This is a genomic window from Lignipirellula cremea (genome assembly GCF_056501455.1).
On the sequence record NZ_CM151415.1, the window covers coordinates 2,085,586 to 2,104,711 of the forward strand.

The 19,126-nt window shown below is 65.6% G+C and carries 15 protein-coding genes; 6 read left to right on the forward strand and 9 right to left on the reverse strand.

The window, feature by feature from the left end; genetic code table 11:
- Positions 1-81 precede the first annotated feature (81 nt).
- Positions 82-1,257 (forward strand): radical SAM family heme chaperone HemW, encoded by a 1,176-nt coding sequence (gene hemW / locus SH602x_RS08055; RefSeq protein ID WP_479476298.1) that lies wholly within the window; start codon positions 82-84, stop codon positions 1,255-1,257.
- A gap of 12 nt (positions 1,258-1,269) precedes the next feature.
- Here hemW and SH602x_RS08060 read toward each other — a convergent pair whose 3' ends face one another.
- The 3 genes from SH602x_RS08060 to SH602x_RS08070 all read right to left on the reverse strand — a co-directional run bounded on the left by SH602x_RS08060 (position 1,270) and on the right by SH602x_RS08070 (position 6,311).
- Positions 1,270-1,635 (reverse strand): type II toxin-antitoxin system RelE/ParE family toxin, encoded by a 366-nt coding sequence (locus SH602x_RS08060; protein ID WP_479476299.1) that lies wholly within the window; start codon positions 1,633-1,635, stop codon positions 1,270-1,272.
- Position 1,636: 1 nt separating this feature from the next.
- Positions 1,637-1,936, reverse strand: coding sequence for a type II toxin-antitoxin system ParD family antitoxin (locus tag SH602x_RS08065; RefSeq protein ID WP_479476300.1), 300 nt, complete (start codon positions 1,934-1,936; stop codon positions 1,637-1,639).
- A gap of 133 nt (positions 1,937-2,069) precedes the next feature.
- The gene (locus SH602x_RS08070) at positions 2,070-6,311 is read right to left on the reverse strand and encodes a hypothetical protein (RefSeq protein ID WP_479476301.1); all 4,242 of its coding nucleotides are present in this window, start codon (positions 6,309-6,311) and stop codon (positions 2,070-2,072) included.
- Positions 6,312-6,836: 525 nt separating this feature from the next.
- Here SH602x_RS08070 and SH602x_RS08075 point away from each other — a divergent pair.
- Positions 6,837-8,528 carry a PQQ-binding-like beta-propeller repeat protein gene (locus SH602x_RS08075; RefSeq protein ID WP_479476302.1) on the forward strand — a complete coding sequence of 564 codons (1,692 nt, stop codon included), beginning with the start codon at positions 6,837-6,839 and terminating at the stop codon, positions 8,526-8,528.
- Positions 8,529-8,551: 23 nt separating this feature from the next.
- On the opposite strand, the gene SH602x_RS08080 is transcribed toward SH602x_RS08075, so the two are convergent.
- Positions 8,552-10,012 (reverse strand): sensor histidine kinase, encoded by a 1,461-nt coding sequence (locus SH602x_RS08080; RefSeq protein ID WP_479476303.1) that lies wholly within the window; start codon positions 10,010-10,012, stop codon positions 8,552-8,554.
- Between the two features lie 292 nt (positions 10,013-10,304).
- Here SH602x_RS08080 and hemP point away from each other — a divergent pair, with 292 nt between their 5' ends.
- Positions 10,305-10,517 carry a hemin uptake protein HemP gene (gene hemP, locus SH602x_RS08085; protein ID WP_479476304.1) on the forward strand — a complete coding sequence of 71 codons (213 nt, stop codon included), beginning with the start codon at positions 10,305-10,307 and terminating at the stop codon, positions 10,515-10,517.
- 15 nt (positions 10,518-10,532) lie between these two features.
- On the opposite strand, the gene SH602x_RS08090 is transcribed toward hemP, so the two are convergent.
- Complete coding sequence (locus SH602x_RS08090) at positions 10,533-11,720, reverse strand: glycosyltransferase (protein ID WP_479476305.1); 1,188 nt, start codon at positions 11,718-11,720, stop codon at positions 10,533-10,535.
- Between the two features lie 4 nt (positions 11,721-11,724).
- The gene (gene hpt, locus SH602x_RS08095) at positions 11,725-12,282 is read right to left on the reverse strand and encodes a hypoxanthine phosphoribosyltransferase (RefSeq protein WP_479476306.1); all 558 of its coding nucleotides are present in this window, start codon (positions 12,280-12,282) and stop codon (positions 11,725-11,727) included.
- Between the two features lie 178 nt (positions 12,283-12,460).
- On the opposite strand from hpt, the gene SH602x_RS08100 reads away from it, so the two are divergent.
- Complete coding sequence (locus SH602x_RS08100) at positions 12,461-14,566, forward strand: vWA domain-containing protein (RefSeq protein ID WP_479476307.1); 2,106 nt, start codon at positions 12,461-12,463, stop codon at positions 14,564-14,566.
- 159 nt (positions 14,567-14,725) lie between these two features.
- Positions 14,726-15,223 carry a hypothetical protein gene (locus SH602x_RS08105; protein ID WP_479476308.1) on the forward strand — a complete coding sequence of 166 codons (498 nt, stop codon included), beginning with the start codon at positions 14,726-14,728 and terminating at the stop codon, positions 15,221-15,223.
- Between the two features lie 7 nt (positions 15,224-15,230).
- Here SH602x_RS08105 and SH602x_RS08110 read toward each other — a convergent pair whose 3' ends face one another.
- From SH602x_RS08110 to SH602x_RS08120, 3 genes are all read right to left on the reverse strand, one after another.
- On the reverse strand, positions 15,231-15,779 hold the full coding sequence (locus SH602x_RS08110) for a DUF4013 domain-containing protein (RefSeq protein ID WP_479476309.1): 549 nt from the start codon (positions 15,777-15,779) through the stop codon (positions 15,231-15,233).
- Positions 15,780-16,063: 284 nt separating this feature from the next.
- Complete coding sequence (locus SH602x_RS08115) at positions 16,064-16,861, reverse strand: DUF4013 domain-containing protein (RefSeq protein ID WP_479476310.1); 798 nt, start codon at positions 16,859-16,861, stop codon at positions 16,064-16,066.
- Positions 16,862-17,002: 141 nt separating this feature from the next.
- Entirely contained in the window at positions 17,003-18,154 is a 1,152-nt protein-coding gene (locus tag SH602x_RS08120; protein WP_479476311.1) for a hypothetical protein, read from the reverse strand.
- A 549-nt stretch (positions 18,155-18,703) separates the two neighbouring features.
- Between SH602x_RS08120 and SH602x_RS08125 the strand changes: the two genes are divergently transcribed.
- Positions 18,704-19,027 (forward strand): co-chaperone GroES, encoded by a 324-nt coding sequence (locus tag SH602x_RS08125; protein ID WP_479468913.1) that lies wholly within the window; start codon positions 18,704-18,706, stop codon positions 19,025-19,027.
- Positions 19,028-19,126 lie beyond the last annotated feature (99 nt).

Consider the following 19,126-nt stretch of genomic DNA (forward strand, 5'->3'; position numbering starts at 1 on the left):
CGCAGTCCGGCGGATAATTCGGCGGGCGCCGCGTCGATCGACGCGGCGTCGCCGCCGCCAGCTCTTCGGACCACTCGTCGCTTGGCCCTTTCGCCGCTTGCCTTTCGCGATCCGCCGAGGTCGCTGTACGTCCACGTGCCGTTCTGCCGCCGGCGGTGCGGATACTGCAACTTCACGCTCGTCGCGGGTCGGGACGACCTGCAGGAAGCCTACCTTCAAGCGATCCAGGCAGAGTTCGCCACCGTCGAGCCGGGGCTGGAACTCGACACGATCTTCTTCGGCGGCGGCACGCCCACGCAGCTTACGCCGCCGCGATTCGAACGGCTCGTCGAGTCGATCTTCGCCCGCTTTCGACCGTCGAGCGATCTGGAGTTCTCGATCGAAGGGAACCCGGAGGATCTGGACGACGCTTACGAAGCGACGCTCTCACGATCGCCCGTGAACCGCATCAGCCTGGGCGTGCAGTCGTTTCGCGAGGAGAAGCTGAAGACGCTCGAACGCGAGCATTCGCCCGAGCGTGCGATCGAAGCGGTCGGCAGGTCCCGGCGGGCCGCAGGGAATGTCTCCGTCGATCTGATCTTCGGCACGCCGAGAGAAACGATCGAGAACTGGGCGAGCGACCTGCAGCAGGCGATCGATCTCTCGCCCGATCACGTTTCGACGTATGGCCTGACCTGGGAGAAGGGGACGCGGTATTGGAGCCGCCTGCTCTCCGGAGACCTGTCGCAGGTCGAGGAGGATATCGAAGCGGAAATGTATCTGGCGGCGAGGCGTACGCTGCTCGCCGCGGGCTTCGAACACTACGAGGTTTCGAACTTCGCCCGGCCCGGCAGGCGCTGCCGTCACAACGAAGCGTACTGGACCGGAAAGCCTTTCTTCGGCTTCGGCCCCGGCGCAGCCCGCTACATCGACGGGCGGCGAGAGACGAATCACCGCAGCGTCACGACCTGGCTGAAGAAGGTCCTCGCCGGCGAGTCGGCGATCGCGGAGAGCGAGCGCCTGCTTCCCCGCGATGCGGCTCGCGAACGGCTGGTTTTCAGCTTGCGACGCCTGGAAGGGATCTCGCTCTCCGACTTCGAGACCGCGACCGGCTTCTCGGTCGCAGAACTGGTCGAGCCCCATCTTTCCCGCTTCGTCGACGCCGGCCTGTTCGATCTCTCCGTCGAACGCCTGCGGCTGACCGAGCGCGGCCTGCTCGTCAGCGACGCGATCTGGCCGTACTTCCTGGAGGCCAAGCGGGGGGAGCGAACGGCGTGACGAGCGGGCCGCTTAACTCTCGTCGTCAGTCGGAAGGTGCAGTTCGAAGTCCATGTGCTCATGCAGGATTCGCACGATCTCGACGGCTTCGTCGGTCCGATGGCGAAATACCAGAACGTGACGCGGACGCTTCACGATTCCGGCAGCGGACCTCGCTCGAATTCGACTGAAGTACAGACGATACGTTCTGAGTTCCTTTCGCAGATCGCTACGAAGGACCACGCCAGTTCGAGTCGGATCCTCGGCGACATCCAGCATCGCCTGGATCAGGAGCGATTCGTACCGTCGACGCGCGGCGTCGCCGAACGTCTCCTGAGACCAATCAAGAATCGACTGAAGATCGCCGGCAGCGATCGGAGCGACGACAAGACGAGGCACGTCAGGCGCTTTCCTGGCGTCGGTACTTCTCCGCCGTCTTCTGGCCGATCGCGGCGATGTACTCTTGAAGTTCCTCTGCGCTTTCGATCACGTCGCCTTCGCCTCGATCGAGTTGGGCGATTCCTACGTCTACCAGCGCCCGCAATCGCTCCAACTTCGCTTCCTCGTCCCGCGTCTGCCGTTCGAGGAGGCGGAGCGCGGCGTTCACGACTTCGCTCTCGTCAGCGTAGCGGCCCGCAGCGACCTCGGAAGCGATGAAGCCGCGAAAGCGGTCAGTCAGCCGAAGCTCGTGCAGGTTCATGGCAAAATGCATTTCGTAGTCGAAGCGGGAAGCCGTCGTTCGCCTTCAGCCTAACACGAACGTCAGTCGCTCCGAAGAGATTCGCCGCGAGACGAATCGGCGTCGCCCCTATCGCCTCCGAAGCGATCAGTTCCTACTCCAGCCGCTTCCAGGCGTCCATCTGACGCTTGATCTCGGCGAGCGTGAGCATCTCGACCCGGAGCACGGTCCGCGCTTCGTAGCGCTCCTTGGAACGGAGCGGCTGGCGGACCTTTTCCGTCTCTTCTTCCAGCGCGAGCAGCCACCGCGGGAGGTCCAGGCCGACCCCGGACGGCGACTGGACGAACCTTTCGGCGATATCGCGGAGCTTGGAGAACTCCGCGGCGGCGAGCGTCGAATCTTCGATCGTCATCGCGGGCCGAACCAGCGCGCGAAGCTGGTCGATTTCGAGCGGTCGCATGAAGCGCTCCGACAGCCGGTCGCTGACCGTCGGGATCCGCATCGCGTACTTCTTCTGCAACTCGCCGAGTTGCGTCAGGTAGGTCTTCGCTTCGTCGTCGATCCGCCGGCGGAGCGATTCCCGCCAGGCGTGTGCGGCCTCGTCCAGCTTGGCCCGCACGAGGATCTCGTGCGTCCAGACGACCGGCTTCAGATTCCAAGCCAGCCGGTCGTACCGCGTCCTCAGCCGCAGAAAGTCGAGCAGCGTGAAGAGCATCTCGCCGCGATCGGACTGCGTCGTGGTCGAGTTGTAGTCGCGGTACTCCGGATAGTTTTCCAGAATCGTCTCGAGGACCATCGTCATCGAGTCGATCGCCGATTCGTCGAGCGTTCCGTCCTCGTAATCCCGCAGCAGCTTGAAGGGCGCCTCGGCGCCGGGCATCTCCTTCAGCTTGTCGAGCCAGTTCTTCACGCCCTGATGCAGGATCGCGCGAAGGTTCGGCTGGTGGAAGAACTTCTGCGTGAACAGGTCCTTGCCGTAGGCCTGGATGAACTGGACCGTCCGCTCCCAGACGCGGGGATCGGAGATCCGTTCGAGGACGGACAGCCGAAGCGTGCGGCTATGCTGGAGCCAGCACATCAGGAGCGGTTCGAGCGCGCGTTGCAGCGCTTCCACGAGCGGCTGTTCGTCCAGCTTCGCCGAAACGTTGGGATCAAGGAACGAGCGATTCGCTTCGGCCTCCGCGTCCGCCTTCGCCGACTGCTTGCTCTTCTTTCCCTCCGCCGGCTCTTCTTCTTCGTCCGGCTCGGCGCCTAGAACGCTCGCCCTCGCTTCTTCTTCGATCTGTCGCAGGAAGGCCTGCGAATCTTCGGGCGTCCAGCTTCGGGAGCAGCGAACCAGCGTCTGGACGAGCGCGAGGTAACCGCTGCGGAAGAGTTCGTCGTATTCGGTGACCGCGCCGGGGCCGACGGGGTTGTTTCGCTCCATCTCCCGCGCGGTTTCGAGCAGTTCGCACGTCTCCGTGAGCAGGCCCAGCCGGGGGAGCCACGAGAGGAGGTCGATGACGGTCCGATGCCAGATCCGCGCATTGACGATCTGGCGGATGTCGCCCCCTTTCCCGACCGGTACGTAGAGGAGCGACTTGGTGCGGAGCGTCTCGATCAGTTCCGCCCAGAGTTCCCGAATGCGCGTCACGTCGCGTCCGAGCGAGGCGCTCAGCACGCGAATGGCGAGACGTTCGTCGGCATCCAGAAAGTCCGCCGTTCGCTCCCAGGCGTCCCGCTGGCGCGCATCGCCCGCGGACGAGAGAGCGCCGTTCGCGGCCAGGAACAGACGACTCGCGTCGGCTGCTTCGATGGCGGCGTGAATCGCCTGTTCGAGCGCCGATTCCTTGTAATAGCGCCGGCGGTCGTAATCGACCATCGACTCCTGTTCCGGACCGGGCGCCGGAAGACGATACGAGTGGATCTCGTCGGCGAGCGCGAGCAGGCGCTTCCGCTGCTGGATCGCGATGTCGAGCCAGCGTTGCAGCGGTTCGCGAAACTGCTCCAGCGTGGGAACGTCGTCGCTGCCGGCCAGACCGTCCTGAAGCGCGGCGGCGGGGGTCATCACCGCCAGCTTCCAGAGCGACGCCAGCGTATTCAGAAACGACAGGCGTTTCTGAATCTCGCGGGCTTCCCGTTCGAGCCCGTCGTCGGACGAGGGGCCCGATTCGTAGATCGCCCCCTCCATGCCGTCGTCCGCGCTGTCGCGGAAGGTGACCTCATCCCAAGCCGCGCTGAAGGGCGAATCGTCGTCGCGATCTCCTTCGTCATCGTCGTCGTTGGAATGCCAGTCGACGTCGTGCGACTGCTTCCGACTGGCTTCGCCGCCCGGGTTGAACCGCGGGGCTTTCCAGTAGTCCCCCGCGTTCGGTTCCAGATAGTCGAAAAACCGGACCGTCAGGCGCCAGACTTCGCTCAGCGTCAGGCGCTTCGCCTGCGAGTCTGCGGGCGCATGTCCGTCTCCGGCATCGCCGGAATCGTCCGCGGCGTCGAAGTCGGCGAGCGGCCCCGCTTCGCGGCGAAGACGATGCAGCCAGATCGCCGCCTGCTCGTGGAAGGCCGCGTCGCCCCGTTCGAGACCGACGTCGGACGCCCGGCTGAGCCAGTGCATCAGCAGGGCCTGCGAGGCGACGAAGTCCCGCTTCTCCAGCAGGACGTCGATCACCATCGCGTACGCGCGGGGAGAATCGAACAGTTCGACGAACGGGGCCCAGAATCCGACGTCGCCCGTCGCGGCGCCCCCTTCATGCCAGACTCGCAGCGCCTCCGCGACGTGCCGCGCGGCCTGGTACGCCTCTTCGGGATCGGCGGACTCGACCGACGCCACTTCATGCGCGGCGTACTGGCGCCACCAGGCGGTCGCGTCGTGGAACTCCCGATCGGCCTGCTTAGCGACCTTCTCGTCGCCGCGAGCCGTCGCCTCGTTCAGGATTCGCGAGTAAGCCTGATAAGTCAGCTCCATCAGGGAGACGATCTCCTGCACCCGATGGTCGTGAACGCTGCCGTCGGCGTTGGAGAACAACGGGAACTGACCGTCGAAGCCGAGGATGTTCCACGGGTCGACGAGCGCTCCGCATTCGATGCCCCGGACGAGCGTGTAACGCAGCTCCTGAAGTTGCCCCAGCGCCTCGGAAAGCCTGCCCTGCCGGACGGAGCGCTGCGACGCGAACAGGATGCAGTCCATCGCGCAGTTCATTCGCGCTGACGGCGTCTGCACGTGACGGAGCGTCTCGCGGGCCTCGACTTCGTAACCCATGCGCGAATAGATCCGCGCGAGATGGGCCCGTTCCAGTTGCGAAGCGCGACGTGCCGCGAGTTCCGCGTTCAGATGCTGTCGCGCACCGGCGAACGGCTGCTTGAGCTGCTTCGCCTCCTGATCGAGCCGGGCGAGATGACTGCCCGAGATTTGGGTGATCAGGTGGCGATAGAAGTCGTCGCGAAAGCCGGCGATGCGGGGGAGCAGATCGGCGACGCTGGTCTGCGAATCGATCGAGCCGGGACCGGCTCCCGAGATGCCGGAGGCCATCAGCACGATGCCGGCGAGCACCGATGCGGCCTCGAACACCGTCTCCGAACGCTCCAGATCCTGGCGCTGACGGATGCGCCCGGCGAGAGCGTCCATCGTTACCTGCTGGACGATGAAACGCGAGAAGTACCCGTCGGGGCTGACCTTCGTCGGATCCCACAGTCCGAAGTGGTAGTTCGGGCGCTTGTTGACCGGATGGTCGAAGTCGTAAGCGCGTGGATCGAGCGCGAGCGTCTCGATCCGCTCAGGCGAGAACTGCGCCTGGCGGAGAATGCCGATCGGCGCATTGCGAAGAATCTCCAGCGCCTTCTCGACGACCTCGCGATAAGGTCCGGCGACCGCGCCGGCGCCGCGGACGTAAAGCGGCAGCGGCGCGACCCACTCATGGGCGTAGGGCTCGATCTTTTGCGATTCGAGCGCCGCGACCGGGCGAAAACCGATGTAGTCGTTCAGGCTCGAGAGCGCGCCTTCGACGATGCGCGACGTTTCCTGCCACGAAGGCCCCTGATCGAGCAGGCGGCCCATCGCCTTGCCGACGAAGAATGCCTGGAAGAGACCTTCGTCCGGCTGATGAAACAGCAGATCGCGATGGAAGGAGCGATACGCGGGCAGCAGGTCCTCGTACAACAGGGCGAGCACCGCCTCCGCCTGTTCGCATCGCGTGAAGGCGGGCGAAGACTGCGTCAGTTGTGCGAGGCCCGCACGGAGGTCGTCCCGGACCGCCTCCCACGGAAGCGCCCCGCACTCGCCCGCTCGCTGCTCGGCATCGAGGTAGAGCCGATTGACCGCCGCCAGGAGCGGGGCGCCCGGATCGCTCGACGCGAAGTTGAGAATGCCGAGGACCGGTTCGACGAGGCCGAGCCGTTCGGGCGGAAGCGAAAGTGTCAATGTCCTGTCGGTCTGTGCGCGAAGCCGACGCTGCGTGACGTCCGGCCAGGAGGAGATTCCATGCGAAGCGCCGTCCCGGCGCTTCGATGCCACGTAACAGCCGCAGTTTATGCGAAGTGCCCGAGGGAGCGCCGCTCGTCGTTGCCCGAAAGGATGCGACCCTGACGGTCGGCGACGTAACCTCAGGACACCGCGACGGTTATGCAACTCGCTGACCGGCGGCGACCCGTGAAAGGTTCATCGTAAGAGGGCCCTGCCGATCGGTCTAGCGGGTCGCGAGCCGGAACGGGCGGACATGCGTCGCTGGCGCAGTCGCCGGCGCTGACGTCCGCTGCCCGCGGTCGAAAGCAGGAAGGAGCGACGAAAAACGCGGCGTACCGTGTCGGCGACACCCGGCGTCGCTCTCCCTGAAGAGGACTCCGCCGGGAAAAAAGAGGCCTCGCTAAGGCAAGGCCGGACTATACTTATCGTGCCCTCGGCGCTCTCGTTTTCGGGTTTCTTGTCGCTTGTCGCACGGTGGTCCGAATGACCGTCACGCTTCGTTCGTCGCTTGTCCTGCTCCTGCTGCTGGCAGGCGGTTCTTCGACGTTCGCCCAGGTCGAGGGGCCTGGATCGCTGCGGAACCTGAGCGAATTCACGCTGAAGCAATACGATTTGGCGCGGATGTGGAGCGTGCAGGTCGAGACCGACGTCCGGTTCGGCGGCTTGGCCGCGATCACCGCATACGTCAGCCCCTCCCGCTCGACGACGCTCTATCACGTCGCCAGCGGCGACGAGTTGCTCGTCACGGTGAGCGAGCTCCAGCTTGACGCGTTCGGTCGGAAGCTCGGTCCCGAAGGCGCCAAGGCGAAAGCCGAAAAGGAACTCGCCCGGCTGCAGGCGGAGAACCCCGAGCTCAAGGCCGAAGTGCAGAAGCGCGTCGTCCCGCAGGTCACGCTCTACTGCATGGCGGAGAGCGGTCTGGTTCACGCTCTCGACGGGGAGACCGGAGCGACGCTCTGGATCAACCAGTTCGGATCGCAGAACAACCCGCCCTACGAACCGGGCGTGAACGACAAGTACATCGCGATCGCCAACGGCACGAAAGTCTTCGTCGCCGATTCGCAGAAGGGAAACATCCTCTACGAAAGCTCCCTGGCGAGCTTTCCGGGCGCCGGCCCCGCCGTGTCTGACGAGGTCGTCCATATCCCGCTGGCGGACGGATTCCTCGAAAGTCACTACCTCCGCGAGCCGGAAGAGCGAATTTCCCGGTCGACGTATCGCTTTCGTTCGATCGGGAACCTCGACGTGCAGCCCATCATCCAGGGTTCCACGATCACCTGGCCGTCGTCGCGGGGTTACCTCTACGTGGGCGACGCGAACACGAACGCGGTTCGCTATCGCCTGGAATGTCGCGACGAAATCCGCTCGAAGCCGGCGTTCGGGGCGGGGAATCGCATCCTCGCGGGATCCGTCGACGGAAACCTTTACTGCCTGCAGGAACGCTCCGGCAATCTCGACTGGCGCTTCACGACCGGCCAGCCGATCATCGAGACGCCGTTCGTGGTCGACCAGGACGTCTACGCCGTCAACGAATACGGCGGCATCTACTCGATCGACCTGGCTTCCGGCGAGCAGCGCTGGTGGGCGCCCAGCGTGACGCGAGTCATCGCCGCCTCGCCGACCCGCGTCTACGGCCTCGGGGATCAGGGGAGCGTCTATGTCCTCGATCGCGCGACGGGGGGCCTGGTCGGAACGATTCCTTTGCACGGCGACAAAATCTCCTTCGTGAATACGTTCACGGACCGGATCTATCTCGCCACTGAGCGTGGCCGCGTCGTCTGCCTTCGCGAAACTTCGGCGATCTACCCGACGCTTCATGCCGCCGATGCGGTCGCCGCTTCCGGCGCGCCGGCGACGCGGCCCGGCCAGAACGGACAAGGTCCGGCGGCGACCCCCGGCGCTGCGCCTCCGGCGACGACCGATCCGTTCGCGACCCCGTCCGGTAACGACCCCTTCGCCGCGCCAGGCGGCGCAGACCCCTTCGCGACTCCCGGCGCCGGCGCAGCCGATCCGTTCGGAAGCGCTCCGCCCGCGGGAGGCGCCATGCCGGCTGACCCGTTCGGCGCCGCGCCCGCTGCTGGCGGCTCTGCGCCCGCCGATCCTTTCGGGACTCCGCCTGCCGCGGGCGCCGCTCCGGGCGCCGGCTCGATTCCTAACGATCCGTTCGCGAACTGACGGCACGCTTTCGCGCGTCTCCGTCACGAAGCCTCGCCGCTTTCCGGAATCGGGAAGCGGATCGTGAAAGTCGTCGTCGCCTGCTCTCTCGCGACGGCGATCGACGCGCCATGATCCTCCGCGATCCGACGCGCGACGGTCAGGCCCAGACCCGCGCCGTCTGCCTTCGAAGTGACGAGCGGCTCGAAGATCGACTCGTCCAGCGGTCGCACGGGCTCCGGCCCGTTGTCGCGGACGATCAGGCGAACGCCGTTCGCATCGGACGCTCCCAGGAGTTCCACGCTCGGCGCCCGCTCTTCGGCTTCCCCGTTATGAACGACGATCCGTTCGGAACGGCTCGCGTCCGCAGCGACACGATCGCCCGCTGCTTCCAGGGCGTTCGTCGCGACGTTCAGCAGCATCTGCTCGATCTCGACGAAGTCGCCTGCCGCCCATAAGGGCGAGGCTCCGGCGTCCAAGGTCAATTCGATGCGTCGATGCTCGGCCGTCGGCGCGAGGGTCTCGCGCACGCGTGCGAGCACGTCGCGCAGGTCGATCCGGTCGCGACGACGGACATCCGAATGTCCGCGATCGAGAAACCGACCCAGATAGGCCTCCATCCCGGCGAGCTGACGACGGGCGATCTCGAGCGGTTCGTCGGTTCGCGCAGTTGAACTTGCCGACTTGCACGCCCGGCGATGAAGATCGATAGCGAGCAGCGCCCCCGTGAGGGCGTTGCGCATCTGGTGCGCGACGCCGGCGCCCATCTCGCCGATCGCGGCCAGGCGTTCCTGCCGTCGGACCTGGGACTCGTACTCTTCCAGCCGCCTGCCGAGCGCGTGCGCCGCCCGCAACGTATCGCCGATCTCGTCCGCGCGGGTCGAATCGGTCGCTGCCGCGTAATCCCCCTCGGCCAACCGGTCGAGACGCTCCCGCAGCCGCGACAGGGGCGAGGTCAATCGCCGGGCGAAGAACCACGCGGCGATGAATCCCAGCGGCACGAAGAGACCGGCGACTCCCCAAGCCGTCAGCAGGCTCTCCCGTCGAGCCGCTTCCCAGCTCGCGACCGGAAAGAGCAGATCGATCGACAGCAGCTCGCCTCCCAGGCGACGACGATCGAGGGGCGTCCTCCAGCGAAACCAGCGTCGTCCGGAGATCGTCGTCCGTTCGGCCGCGTCGAGTTCGAGCGCGCCGGATTCGGCTTCCCGGTCGCTCGTTCCCGCTTCCGAAGCGAGGGTCGGCGAACTTGCCGCGACGACTTCTCCCGCCTCGTCGCGCACGACCAACTCGAAACCCGACAGATCCCGGATGCGGGAGGCCGTGCCGTCATCGAGCGGGATGCGGTCCCGATGCAGCAGACCCAGCGTCCGCTCCAGGCGCTCTTCGATCTGTCGTCGATCGCGGTTCTGCGACAGCCAGGTCTGCAGCGACCCCCAGCCGACGACCGTCAGGCCGAACGCCGCGAGCAGCAACGCGAAGACCTGCAATCGAAGGGAGACTCGCATGGGGCCAGTCTAATTCGAAGGCCCTTTGCGCTGAGCGACGCAGTTCGGTTCCCGACTGCCTCTCCAGAGATTCGAGGCGTCGAAAGATTGGGCGCGGCGTCGGTTTCTTCGACATCGGCCATCGCTCGGGCGAACGATCGCAGGCCGATTCCTTCGCCGTTCCGTCGTTAGGCGACGCGGCGACAGCGGGACGAGCGATCGGTCGACGGGAGCGATGCTCTCCGCGGCATGAAAGCTGCAAAGGGAGGGGAACAGTCACGCATTCGTCTCTCGCCTTCGGATGGGCTGTTCAATGTCGATCGCGCTTCCTTCCGTCGAACGCGCTGCCGCTTCGGATCGCACGGCGCCGCTCGGTTCCCGCGTGGCGAAGCTGACCCTGCAGGAGCGTCCGACCTTCGAATCGGGCGAGCTGCTTCAAGGCAAGAGCGAAGCCCTGATCGAACACCGCGGCGAGATGTATCGCCTGCGTTTAACGGGCAGCGGCAAGCTCTACCTGACGAAGTAACGCGAGCGTCGGCTTCTAGGCCAGGCGAATCGGCGAGGGGAGCGTCGCCAGTTGCTGGAGGGTCCTGACGGCGGCTTCGTCGTGGCTGGGAACCAGGCCGGGCGGAACGACGCGACGTTCCGCGAGCAGTCGCGAGAGCGCCGCGGACCAGACGGTCTCCTCCAGCGAGTCGATCTGAATCGCTCCTTCGCCGAGCGCCTCGTAGGCGTCGCTCTTCGCCACGAGCGCGGGCGTGCCGGCATGCACGGCCGCGAGCGCCGCGTAGGAGAAGGGCTCCGCGGTCGAGGGGACGACGACGACGTCGGCCGCCGCGGCGACGTCGTCCCAGGCGTCGAACTCTCCCAACAGTTCGATCGAGTCCGAGATGCCCGCGCGATCGGCCGCCCGGCGGATCGCGGCGCCATGCGGGCCGTCGCCGACGATCCAGAAGCGGAGCGAAGGATACTCGTCGACCTGTCGCGCGACGATGCGGACGAATTCGGCGATCCGATGCGGATCGTAGAGCGATCCCAGGTAGGCGACCGCCTTCCCCGGATGACCCAGTCGCAGCGCATGCTGCCCCTCGGCGAGCGACTCCCGCGCGGCAGCGCGACGGTTCGTCGGCGCCGCGGCCCGTCCGCCCTGCGTCGCTTCGGGCGCGGATCGCATCTCTCCGGCGACGGCAGGCCCGCCGGCGGCGAAGGGAATGCTGCGGATGCGCGACGGTTCCACTCCCGCGGCCAGCGCCTCCCGGTACGAAGCGGCGTTCGTGACGAGCGCCTTCGCGACGCGTTCCGACCGTTCGCGCTTCCGCTTCGCCATTCGCCAGCGGCCGGCTGGAACGCCGTCGCCCAGCGGGCCGGGACGATCGAAGCAGAGAACCAGCGGCACGCGAACCTCCGGTTCGACGCGCAGGGCGACCTCCCCGTCGCGACCCGCGCCGGCCGCGAGAAGCACGTCGTACTTCCGCGCCTCGGCCCGGAGCTTCTCCGCCAGGATGCGATCGAAACGATCGTGCGACTGCCGTCCGATCGCGGCGTCGCCGAGCCGCCGGACGAAGATGCCGTCGACGATGGCCTCTTCGTTCCAGGAAGCGTCCCACCGCGCGGCGAAGACGGTCACCTCCACGCCCAACCGCGCGAGCGCGGCCAGGCGATCGCGCAGCAGTACCGCGCCGGGGGGGGCCAGCGGCCAGAACGATCGACTGACGCAGAGTAGTCGCATTCCGTCACGCTCCGTGCGGAGCGGGGACGTGCAGCGAAGCTGGCTCGCGCAGATCGTCCTCTTCCAGAACCGCGACGAAGGGGAGGTTGCGATACCGATCGCGGAAGTCGAGGCCGTAGCCGACGACGAACTCGTCCGGAATCTCGAACGCGACGAAGTCGGGCCGCTCCTGCACGACCTGGCATCCCTGCTTGATGAGCAGGGCCGCGGTCTTCACTTCCAGCGGTCCGCGGGCGAGCAGCGACTGCTTCACGGCCGAGAGCGTCTTCCCCGAATCGAAGATGTCGTCCACGACCAGAACGTGGCGACCCGTCAGATCGGGCAGGTCGTCCAGCTTCAGCGAAAGGTCGCCCGACGCGGTCGATCCGCGGTAGCTGGAGGCGGTGACGAAGCCGATCTCGACCGGCATTTCGAGATGCCGCACGAGGTCCGCGACCAGCATCACGCAACCGGTCAGCACGCCGACGACGGTGATCGGTCGATCGCCGAATTCGGCGGTCACTTCGCGTGCGAGCGCGGCGACTCCCCGTTCGATCTCCTCGCGATCCAGCAGCCTCTTCAAGATCCTCTCCTTCGCCGATCGTGCCGAAGAGTCCCATTGTAGCGGCCTCCGCCCGCTGCGCTGGCGAACCGATCGACGCCCGATTTGACCGCCCGCCGAACGTGACCAACCGTTGAGGGACGCGCCGCCCTGCGCGAATCGCTGGGCTGAGCCTTCGCGCCCAACTGAGGTAGGTCCCTTGTCGCACGTCTCGAAACGAGCCCGGAAATCGTCCCTGCGGGGAGCGATCATCGTCTGGGCCGCGCTCCTGATGGTCGTCCTGCTGGGGATGATCGCGTTCGCGGTCGACGTCGGCTACATGTACGTGGTGAGGACCGAACTTCAGGCGGCCAGCGATTCCGCGGCGCTCGCCGGGGGATCGGTCCTGGGCAAAACGGATTCGGAAGTCCGTCAAACGGCGAAGGCTTTCGCCGCGGAGAATCATGCCGGTTCGCAAGCGGTGACGCTGGCGGACGCCGACGTCGAAATCGGGACCTGGGACGAAGGGACGCGAAAGTTCACGCCCGGGACGGGTCGCAACGCCGTTCGCGTCACGGCGCGGCGCAACGGGGGGAGCCTCTTCTTCGGGCGCGTCTTCAAGAAGAGCAGCTTCGACGCCGACACGCAGTCGGTCGTCTCCGCGAACCCTCGCGACATCTGCTTCACGATCGACCTTTCGGGGTCGATGAACGATGATTCCGAACCTTGCTGGGCGACGGAGCCGATCGACGCGAAATACGCCGGCGGTCCCTATGCGGGGATCGGTACGTCGCTGATGCAGAACCTCTACACCGATCTCGGTTTCGGGACCTATCCCGGGGTCAGCGAATGGGTCGGCGCGCCCGCCGGCGTCGCCGCCAACGATTTCGCCTACGCCGAACTGACCAAGAACGGCAGCCTGCTGACGACCTCGGCCGTACCGGCTAAGTACCGCATCGGCAGCAGCGACAACGAGGCGACGCGTAAGCTCAAGGCCTATCGCGCGATCATCGACTTCCAGATCGCTCCGCTGATGCCGAAGGCGAAGCCCGCCCCGAACAGCGCGACCAGCTACAACCACTGGGCCCGCTATCTCGACTATCTGCTGACGCCGGTCTACATCCATTCGCCGCCGCCCCCGAAGCCTCCCAGCGGAGGCGGCGGCGGCGGCGGCGGCGGTGGTGGAGGGGGCGGCGGAGGCGGAGGCCCGACCGGGCCGAGTCCCCCGATGGGCCAGCTCGAGATCGATAACCCGTTCCGTTACGCGACGAACGAGCGCGAAGGCGCCTATCGGTTCGAGCGCGTCCTGCTCGCCTCCGCGTCGGATCTGCCCCTGGCCCTGATTCTGGGCGGGTCGTCGCTCGGCGCGGCGGCTCCCGGTTCGCCGCCCATCGATCGCGGCTGGATTCCGCCGAGTCAGTCCTCGCCGCGGATCAACAACTACAACAATCCCAACGGCGAAACCTATCCCGGCGCCCAGGTGCCCTGGGCCTGGCGGAACCGGATCGGCTATCGCACCTACGTGCAGTTCCTGCTCGACGTCGGTCGCGACGAGAAGGTCGGCGGCGCCGCGACGATGCTTTGCGCCGACTCTCCGCTCTGCCCGATGCATACGGAGACCACGATCGCGGGCCCGTTCTCGTTCCCGCCTCGGGAAGAGCCGATGCACTCAGTCCGACGGTCGATCATCGCCGGGCTGTACGAGATCGAGCAGTACAACCTGAAGATCCCGACCGCGGCACAGCGCGACCGGGTCTCGATCGTCACATTCGACAAGCAGAACTCGACGAGCCCCCGGATCGCGCTCCCGCTGACGACCGACTACCGCGCTGCCATGCAGACGGTCGCCCGGTTGCAGGCGTGCAGCGATCAGGGACAGACGACCGCCACCGAGGCGGGCCTGAACCTGACCGAGTCGCACATCAAGCCGGCCAGCCAGGGGGGCGCCGGTCGCGACCGCGCCAACAAGATCGTCGTCCTGATGACGGACGGCGTGCCCAACCTGTACGAATCGTCGACGACGAAGATCGGCGCCTACGTCTCGTCCAATACCTCGTCCGACTGGAAGGGGGGCGGCTACCACTGGATCGACGCCGCACTCATGGCTTCGCATCGGATGCAGGCGAAGGGCTGGCAGGTCTTCCCCGTCGGCGTCGGTCTCGGAGCCGATCGAGACTTCCTCGACCGGATGAGCCGCATGGGAGGAACTGCCGACGACGACGGCGAAGCGCCGCAGCCTGCCGGCAATCCGGCTCAATACGAAACCATGCTGCAGCAGATCTTCGAAGAAATCGTCAACAGCCCCCAGGTCCGGCTGGTGAACTGACGGCGGATCGCTCCCGTTCGTCGGGAGCGAGATCGATTGGCGATTCACGCCGTCGTGAGCCTCCCCGGCGCACCGATTGCGTACGGATCTACCCGAGCGAAGGCAGACGACATTCGTCGGCTTCGCCAGGCATCCAGGCAATCTGGGCGAGGCAGGACGATGAACGTATTCGAAAAGCGATTCGCGAGCGCGGCGCTGATTCTCTCTCTGGCGTCAGGCGGAGCGTTGCTCGCGCAGGACGACAGCCAGCAATCGGGCGGCGAGGGCGCCATTCCGCCGGTCGTCGTCGTTCCCGTCGTGCCGGACAGCGGCAACGGTCTTTCCCGCAATGGTTCCCCGCGGGACTGGCGGGGCGACATCGAAGCCGACCGCGAAGCGAAGGGCTGGGGGACGAGTCGCCCCAGGACGATGAACGAGTCGCGTCAGAACTGGATCCGCGAATATCAGAACGATGCCTATCGCGGCGGGGACCAGCGCTGGGATCGGTTTCGCGACCCTCAGGATCGCTCCGACCGCATCGGCCAGAACCGCAGCAGCTTCACCCCGCGGCGTCCGGACGCTCGCTCCGACGCCGAGACTCAGGCGCAGGCCTACGCCGCGATGTACTGGATGATGAAAGCGCAGGCCGAACGGGAAGAAGCGCAGAACGAGCGATAAGCGCCGCTCACTTCGCCCAGTTCGCCAATGCCTTGGGAGAGGGATCCTTCAACTCGACCGCCTTTCCGCCGCGTGCGAGGAAGAGGAGATAGAGTTGGTAGGAGAGGTGGATCGACGTCGGGTAGAGGACGCCCATCACGAAGAAAACCCCGACGCAGAAGAGCGCCATGCCGACGAACAGGTAGGCCATGCTGAGGAACGAGACCACGAGCGTCACGACCAGCGATTCGGCCCACGTTTTGGCCAGAAAGCTCCACTGCCAGGAGAAGTCGAGCGCGTCGTTCAGGTTCTGCGACAGCGCTACGCGGATGAACATCGGCGTCAGCAAGAAACCGACCGCCGCCATCATGGCGAAGTAGACCAGGTGGCCTGCCCCGATCAGGAGCGTGCCGGCCAGAATCATCTCTTCGCCCTGTGCGAACAGGGCGACCGCGGCGATGTGCGAAACGACCAGGATCATCAGACTGGGCGTCACGAAGACGAAGCCGACGACCATCTGCAGCACGAACAGCCAGGCTCCGCGAATCAGGTACTCGGAGAGGCGTTCGATCTCCATCGGCGGCGCGTAGGTTGTTCTGGCGAAACAGGGCCTCCATCGTGTCGAAGATGTAACCCAGTCCGACGATCGGTCCCACGACCGGGACCATGTTCGACGCGCTGAGCAGCAGGATGTTCGTCCAGGCGTACGGTCCGACGAACGGGAACCGGATCGCCTCCATGTAGCTGATGGAGACCTCCGACGAGACGCCGCTCGGCTCGTCGGCAGGAGGCAGAACGGTCTCTTCGACGGTCGCGCTCATGGTGGCCCTTCGGGTGAACGCGACGGCTTCCTTCAGCGATCTACCTCGCCCAGACGGCGAGGGCCTTGGGCGACGGTTCCTTCAGTTCGACCGGCTTGCCGCCTCGCCCGAGAAAGACCAGATAGAGCTGGTACTGCAGGTACATCGACGTCGGGAACAGGATCCCGGCGAGGAAGAAGATGCCGACGCAGAACAGCGCGAAGCCGATGAAGACGTACCCGATGCTGAGGAACGTCAGGACCAGCGTCACGACGATCATCTCGACCCACATCTTGCCGAGGAAGCTGCGGAACCAGGCGAAGTCGAAGCCCTTGGCGAAGTCCTGCGCGAGACCCACGCGAATTACGAGCGGGATCATCAGAAAGCCCATCAGGGCCATCATCGCCATGTGAAAAAGATGCCCGGCGCCCATGATGACGATCCCGACCGGCGCCGCGTCTCCGCCTTGATCCAGCATGGCCATGGCCGCGAACTGGGCGATCATCAGGACGAACATGCTGGGCATGATGAACAGAAAACTCACGATCATCTGCACCAGGAACAGCCAGACGCCGCGCATCAGGTATTCCGACAGCCGGTCGAAATCGAACGGCGGGGCGTACGTCCGCTTCTGGCGGAACAGGGCTTCGAACGTGTCGTAGATGAAGCCCGAGACGACGATCGGGCCGATCACGGGGACGAAATTCGCCACGCTGATCAGCAGGATGTTCATCCAGGCGTGCGGTCCCTGGAACGGGAAGCGGATCGCTTCCATATAGCCGATCGAGACGTCGGACGACGGCGGCGCCTCCGCAGCAGGCGGCTTGGGCGACGCGTACGGATCGGCGGTTGCGCTCACGGTCGAGTCCTTCGAGGGTCTTCGCGCCAGTCGTTCATGCGGCGCGCTACAGGGGTTTCGTCTTACAGCGCAGCATCTTGGCCGCTGTTACCAAAGTCGCACGCGTCATTCGAATTCGTGCGAGGCTCCGTCCAGGGACGCTCAACTCGACGGACTCAGGTCTCCGGCCGAGAGTTCTGCGAAAGGAATCGCCAGAACTGCCAGCGAGAGAATGAGCGTCACCACGCCGCAGAGAAGAAGGACGGCGAAGGAGCCGAGCCAAAAGCTCGTTTCCCACTTGCAATACTGCCAGCGCATGATGCCGTAAATCGGTGCGTACACGTACGTCAGCATCGCCAGGAGCCCCTGCAGCTTCCCCTCCGAGAACGCCAGCACGGAAAGCCGCATCCAGTAGACGTAGTTGACTACGAACGCCGCATATCCGAGCAGAAAGGGCGCAAGATAGATGAGCGAAAACATGCCCGCGATCCGGTACAGCCAGAACTGAACTGCGCACACGATCGCGAACGCCATCATATTGATCCCGACGGCATACAGCATCATGTTGAAACGAGTGTCTTTCCAGAACGGCAAGCCGAAGTAGGGCGTGAGGAAGCCGAGCGTGCCGAGGCTCGCGATGCCTAGCCAGACATTGACGCGAATGCAGTGAAAGCTGATGTTCCACCACGATCCGTAAAAGAGCAACGACGCGACGGTGAAGACCAGTACGGGGAAGAACATCTCGTACCAGCCGGCCTCGAAGGCGAGTCCCAGCAGGCCGAGGATGAATGCACCGCCTCGAAGGCTCCAGTAGAGCACCACCCCGACAGAGAAAACGAGCAGGAACGGAAGCGCGAACGGCATCAGCCAGGCCCAGATCGACCCGGCGTCGCCGAAGCTGTCGCTGTTGTTCTGGATCTCCGACTGGTTGATGTTCTTCGCCGCTTTCGCGACGCGGCGTTCGGCGTCGGACTTGAGCGAAAGGTTATCGGCGATCGAGCCGACGCTGCGGCGCATCTCTCCCGAGCGAAAGTCGAACCCGCAATTCACGCACAGGACCGCGTTCGGCTGAACCGCGGCTTTGCAACTGGGACAGGTCGGTACGCGGTCTTTCGCCGACTTCAGCCCGATGTCGTCGAACAGGTCGTCGAGTCCGCCCCCCAGCGCCTGCCCCCCGCCGGCGGCGGCGCCCGCCGCCTGAGGCTGCGGAACGCGCAGCGCCGTCTGGCACTTCGGGCACTTGACCATCTTCCCGGCGAACTCCTCCTTCACGCCGAGAACCTGGCCGCACTGGCACTGCATCCGGATGGGCATATTGCGATCGATTCGACGAGAAGCGGGTCTAGCGGGCGGGGCCTAAGCCTTGATGGCACGGGGCCGAAGCCCGATCTGCCGGCAGAGACGGACGATAGGGAACGTCCGCGGGACCGGTTGCGACAGCGGGAAGAGAGCGATTCCGCCATTCTGCTACAGTCACGACGCCGGGACAAGGATTTCATGAGCCCGGGCGCCAATCTGGCAGGCGATCAGCTTCTTTCCGTCGAGGCCGAGGCCCTGTTCGTCCGCAAGTCCATGCGGAGCGGGCGCTTGCGGCGCGAAGAAAGCCATTGGCGCACACTTTGCATCGGAAGACGAAATCTCCAAGGACGGAGTCCATTCTGACAGCCCGGTCGGCGGCAGCGTCACGCGTCTGCGGCGCCGACTGCGACGGCAGTCAGCCCGCCGAGACCCGGCTGCCGAGCGCCGGCGTCGGGCTTCGCGACCCGTCCCTTCCGCATTCCCGCAGTTTTCCGTCGCACGAACGCCTCGCCGGTTGCGTAGGTTCGAGAGCGACAGAACGAGTTCCCAGGAGTTACTTCAGGCATGGCGACCGCTACCAAGAAGAAGGATTCGACCTCCGTCAAGCTGCAGCCCCTCGGCGACCGCGTCGTCGTGGAACGCGAGGAGCTGGAATCGACCACCGCCGGCGGCATCTTCCTGCCGGACTCGGCGAAGGGCCGTCCCTCCCGCGGACGCGTCATCAGCGTCGGCGACGGACGCCTTCTGAAGGACGGCAGCCGCTCGCCCCTGCAGGTCAAGCCGGGCGACCGGGTCCTCTTCACCGTCTACGGCCCCGAAGAAATCAAGGTCGGCGAAGAAGAGATGCTGCTGATGCGCGAAGACGACATCCTCGCGATCATCGGCTGATCGCGGTTCGCGATCGACTGATCGGTTCTCGCAGGGTGGGTCATCGACCCGCCGTTTCCGAGCCCGAAACGGTACGGTCGCGATGTTCGTCGGTCGGCA

Excerpts from the sequence above, each read along its gene's own strand:
- SH602x_RS08065 (WP_479476300.1), bottom strand. The coding sequence starts at position 1,936 with ATGAACCTGCACGAGCTTCGGCTGACTGACCGCTTTCGCGGCTTCATC.
- SH602x_RS08075 (WP_479476302.1), top strand. The coding sequence starts at position 6,837 with ATGACCGTCACGCTTCGTTCGTCGCTTGTCCTGCTCCTGCTGCTGGCA.
- SH602x_RS08080 (WP_479476303.1), bottom strand. The coding sequence starts at position 10,012 with ATGCGAGTCTCCCTTCGATTGCAGGTCTTCGCGTTGCTGCTCGCGGCG.
- hemP (WP_479476304.1), top strand. The coding sequence starts at position 10,305 with ATGTCGATCGCGCTTCCTTCCGTCGAACGCGCTGCCGCTTCGGATCGC.
- SH602x_RS08090 (WP_479476305.1), bottom strand. The coding sequence starts at position 11,720 with ATGCGACTACTCTGCGTCAGTCGATCGTTCTGGCCGCTGGCCCCCCCC.
- SH602x_RS08105 (WP_479476308.1), top strand. The coding sequence starts at position 14,726 with ATGAACGTATTCGAAAAGCGATTCGCGAGCGCGGCGCTGATTCTCTCT.
- SH602x_RS08110 (WP_479476309.1), bottom strand. The coding sequence starts at position 15,779 with ATGGAGATCGAACGCCTCTCCGAGTACCTGATTCGCGGAGCCTGGCTG.
- SH602x_RS08120 (WP_479476311.1), bottom strand. The coding sequence starts at position 18,154 with ATGCCCATCCGGATGCAGTGCCAGTGCGGCCAGGTTCTCGGCGTGAAG.
- SH602x_RS08125 (WP_479468913.1), top strand. The coding sequence starts at position 18,704 with ATGGCGACCGCTACCAAGAAGAAGGATTCGACCTCCGTCAAGCTGCAG.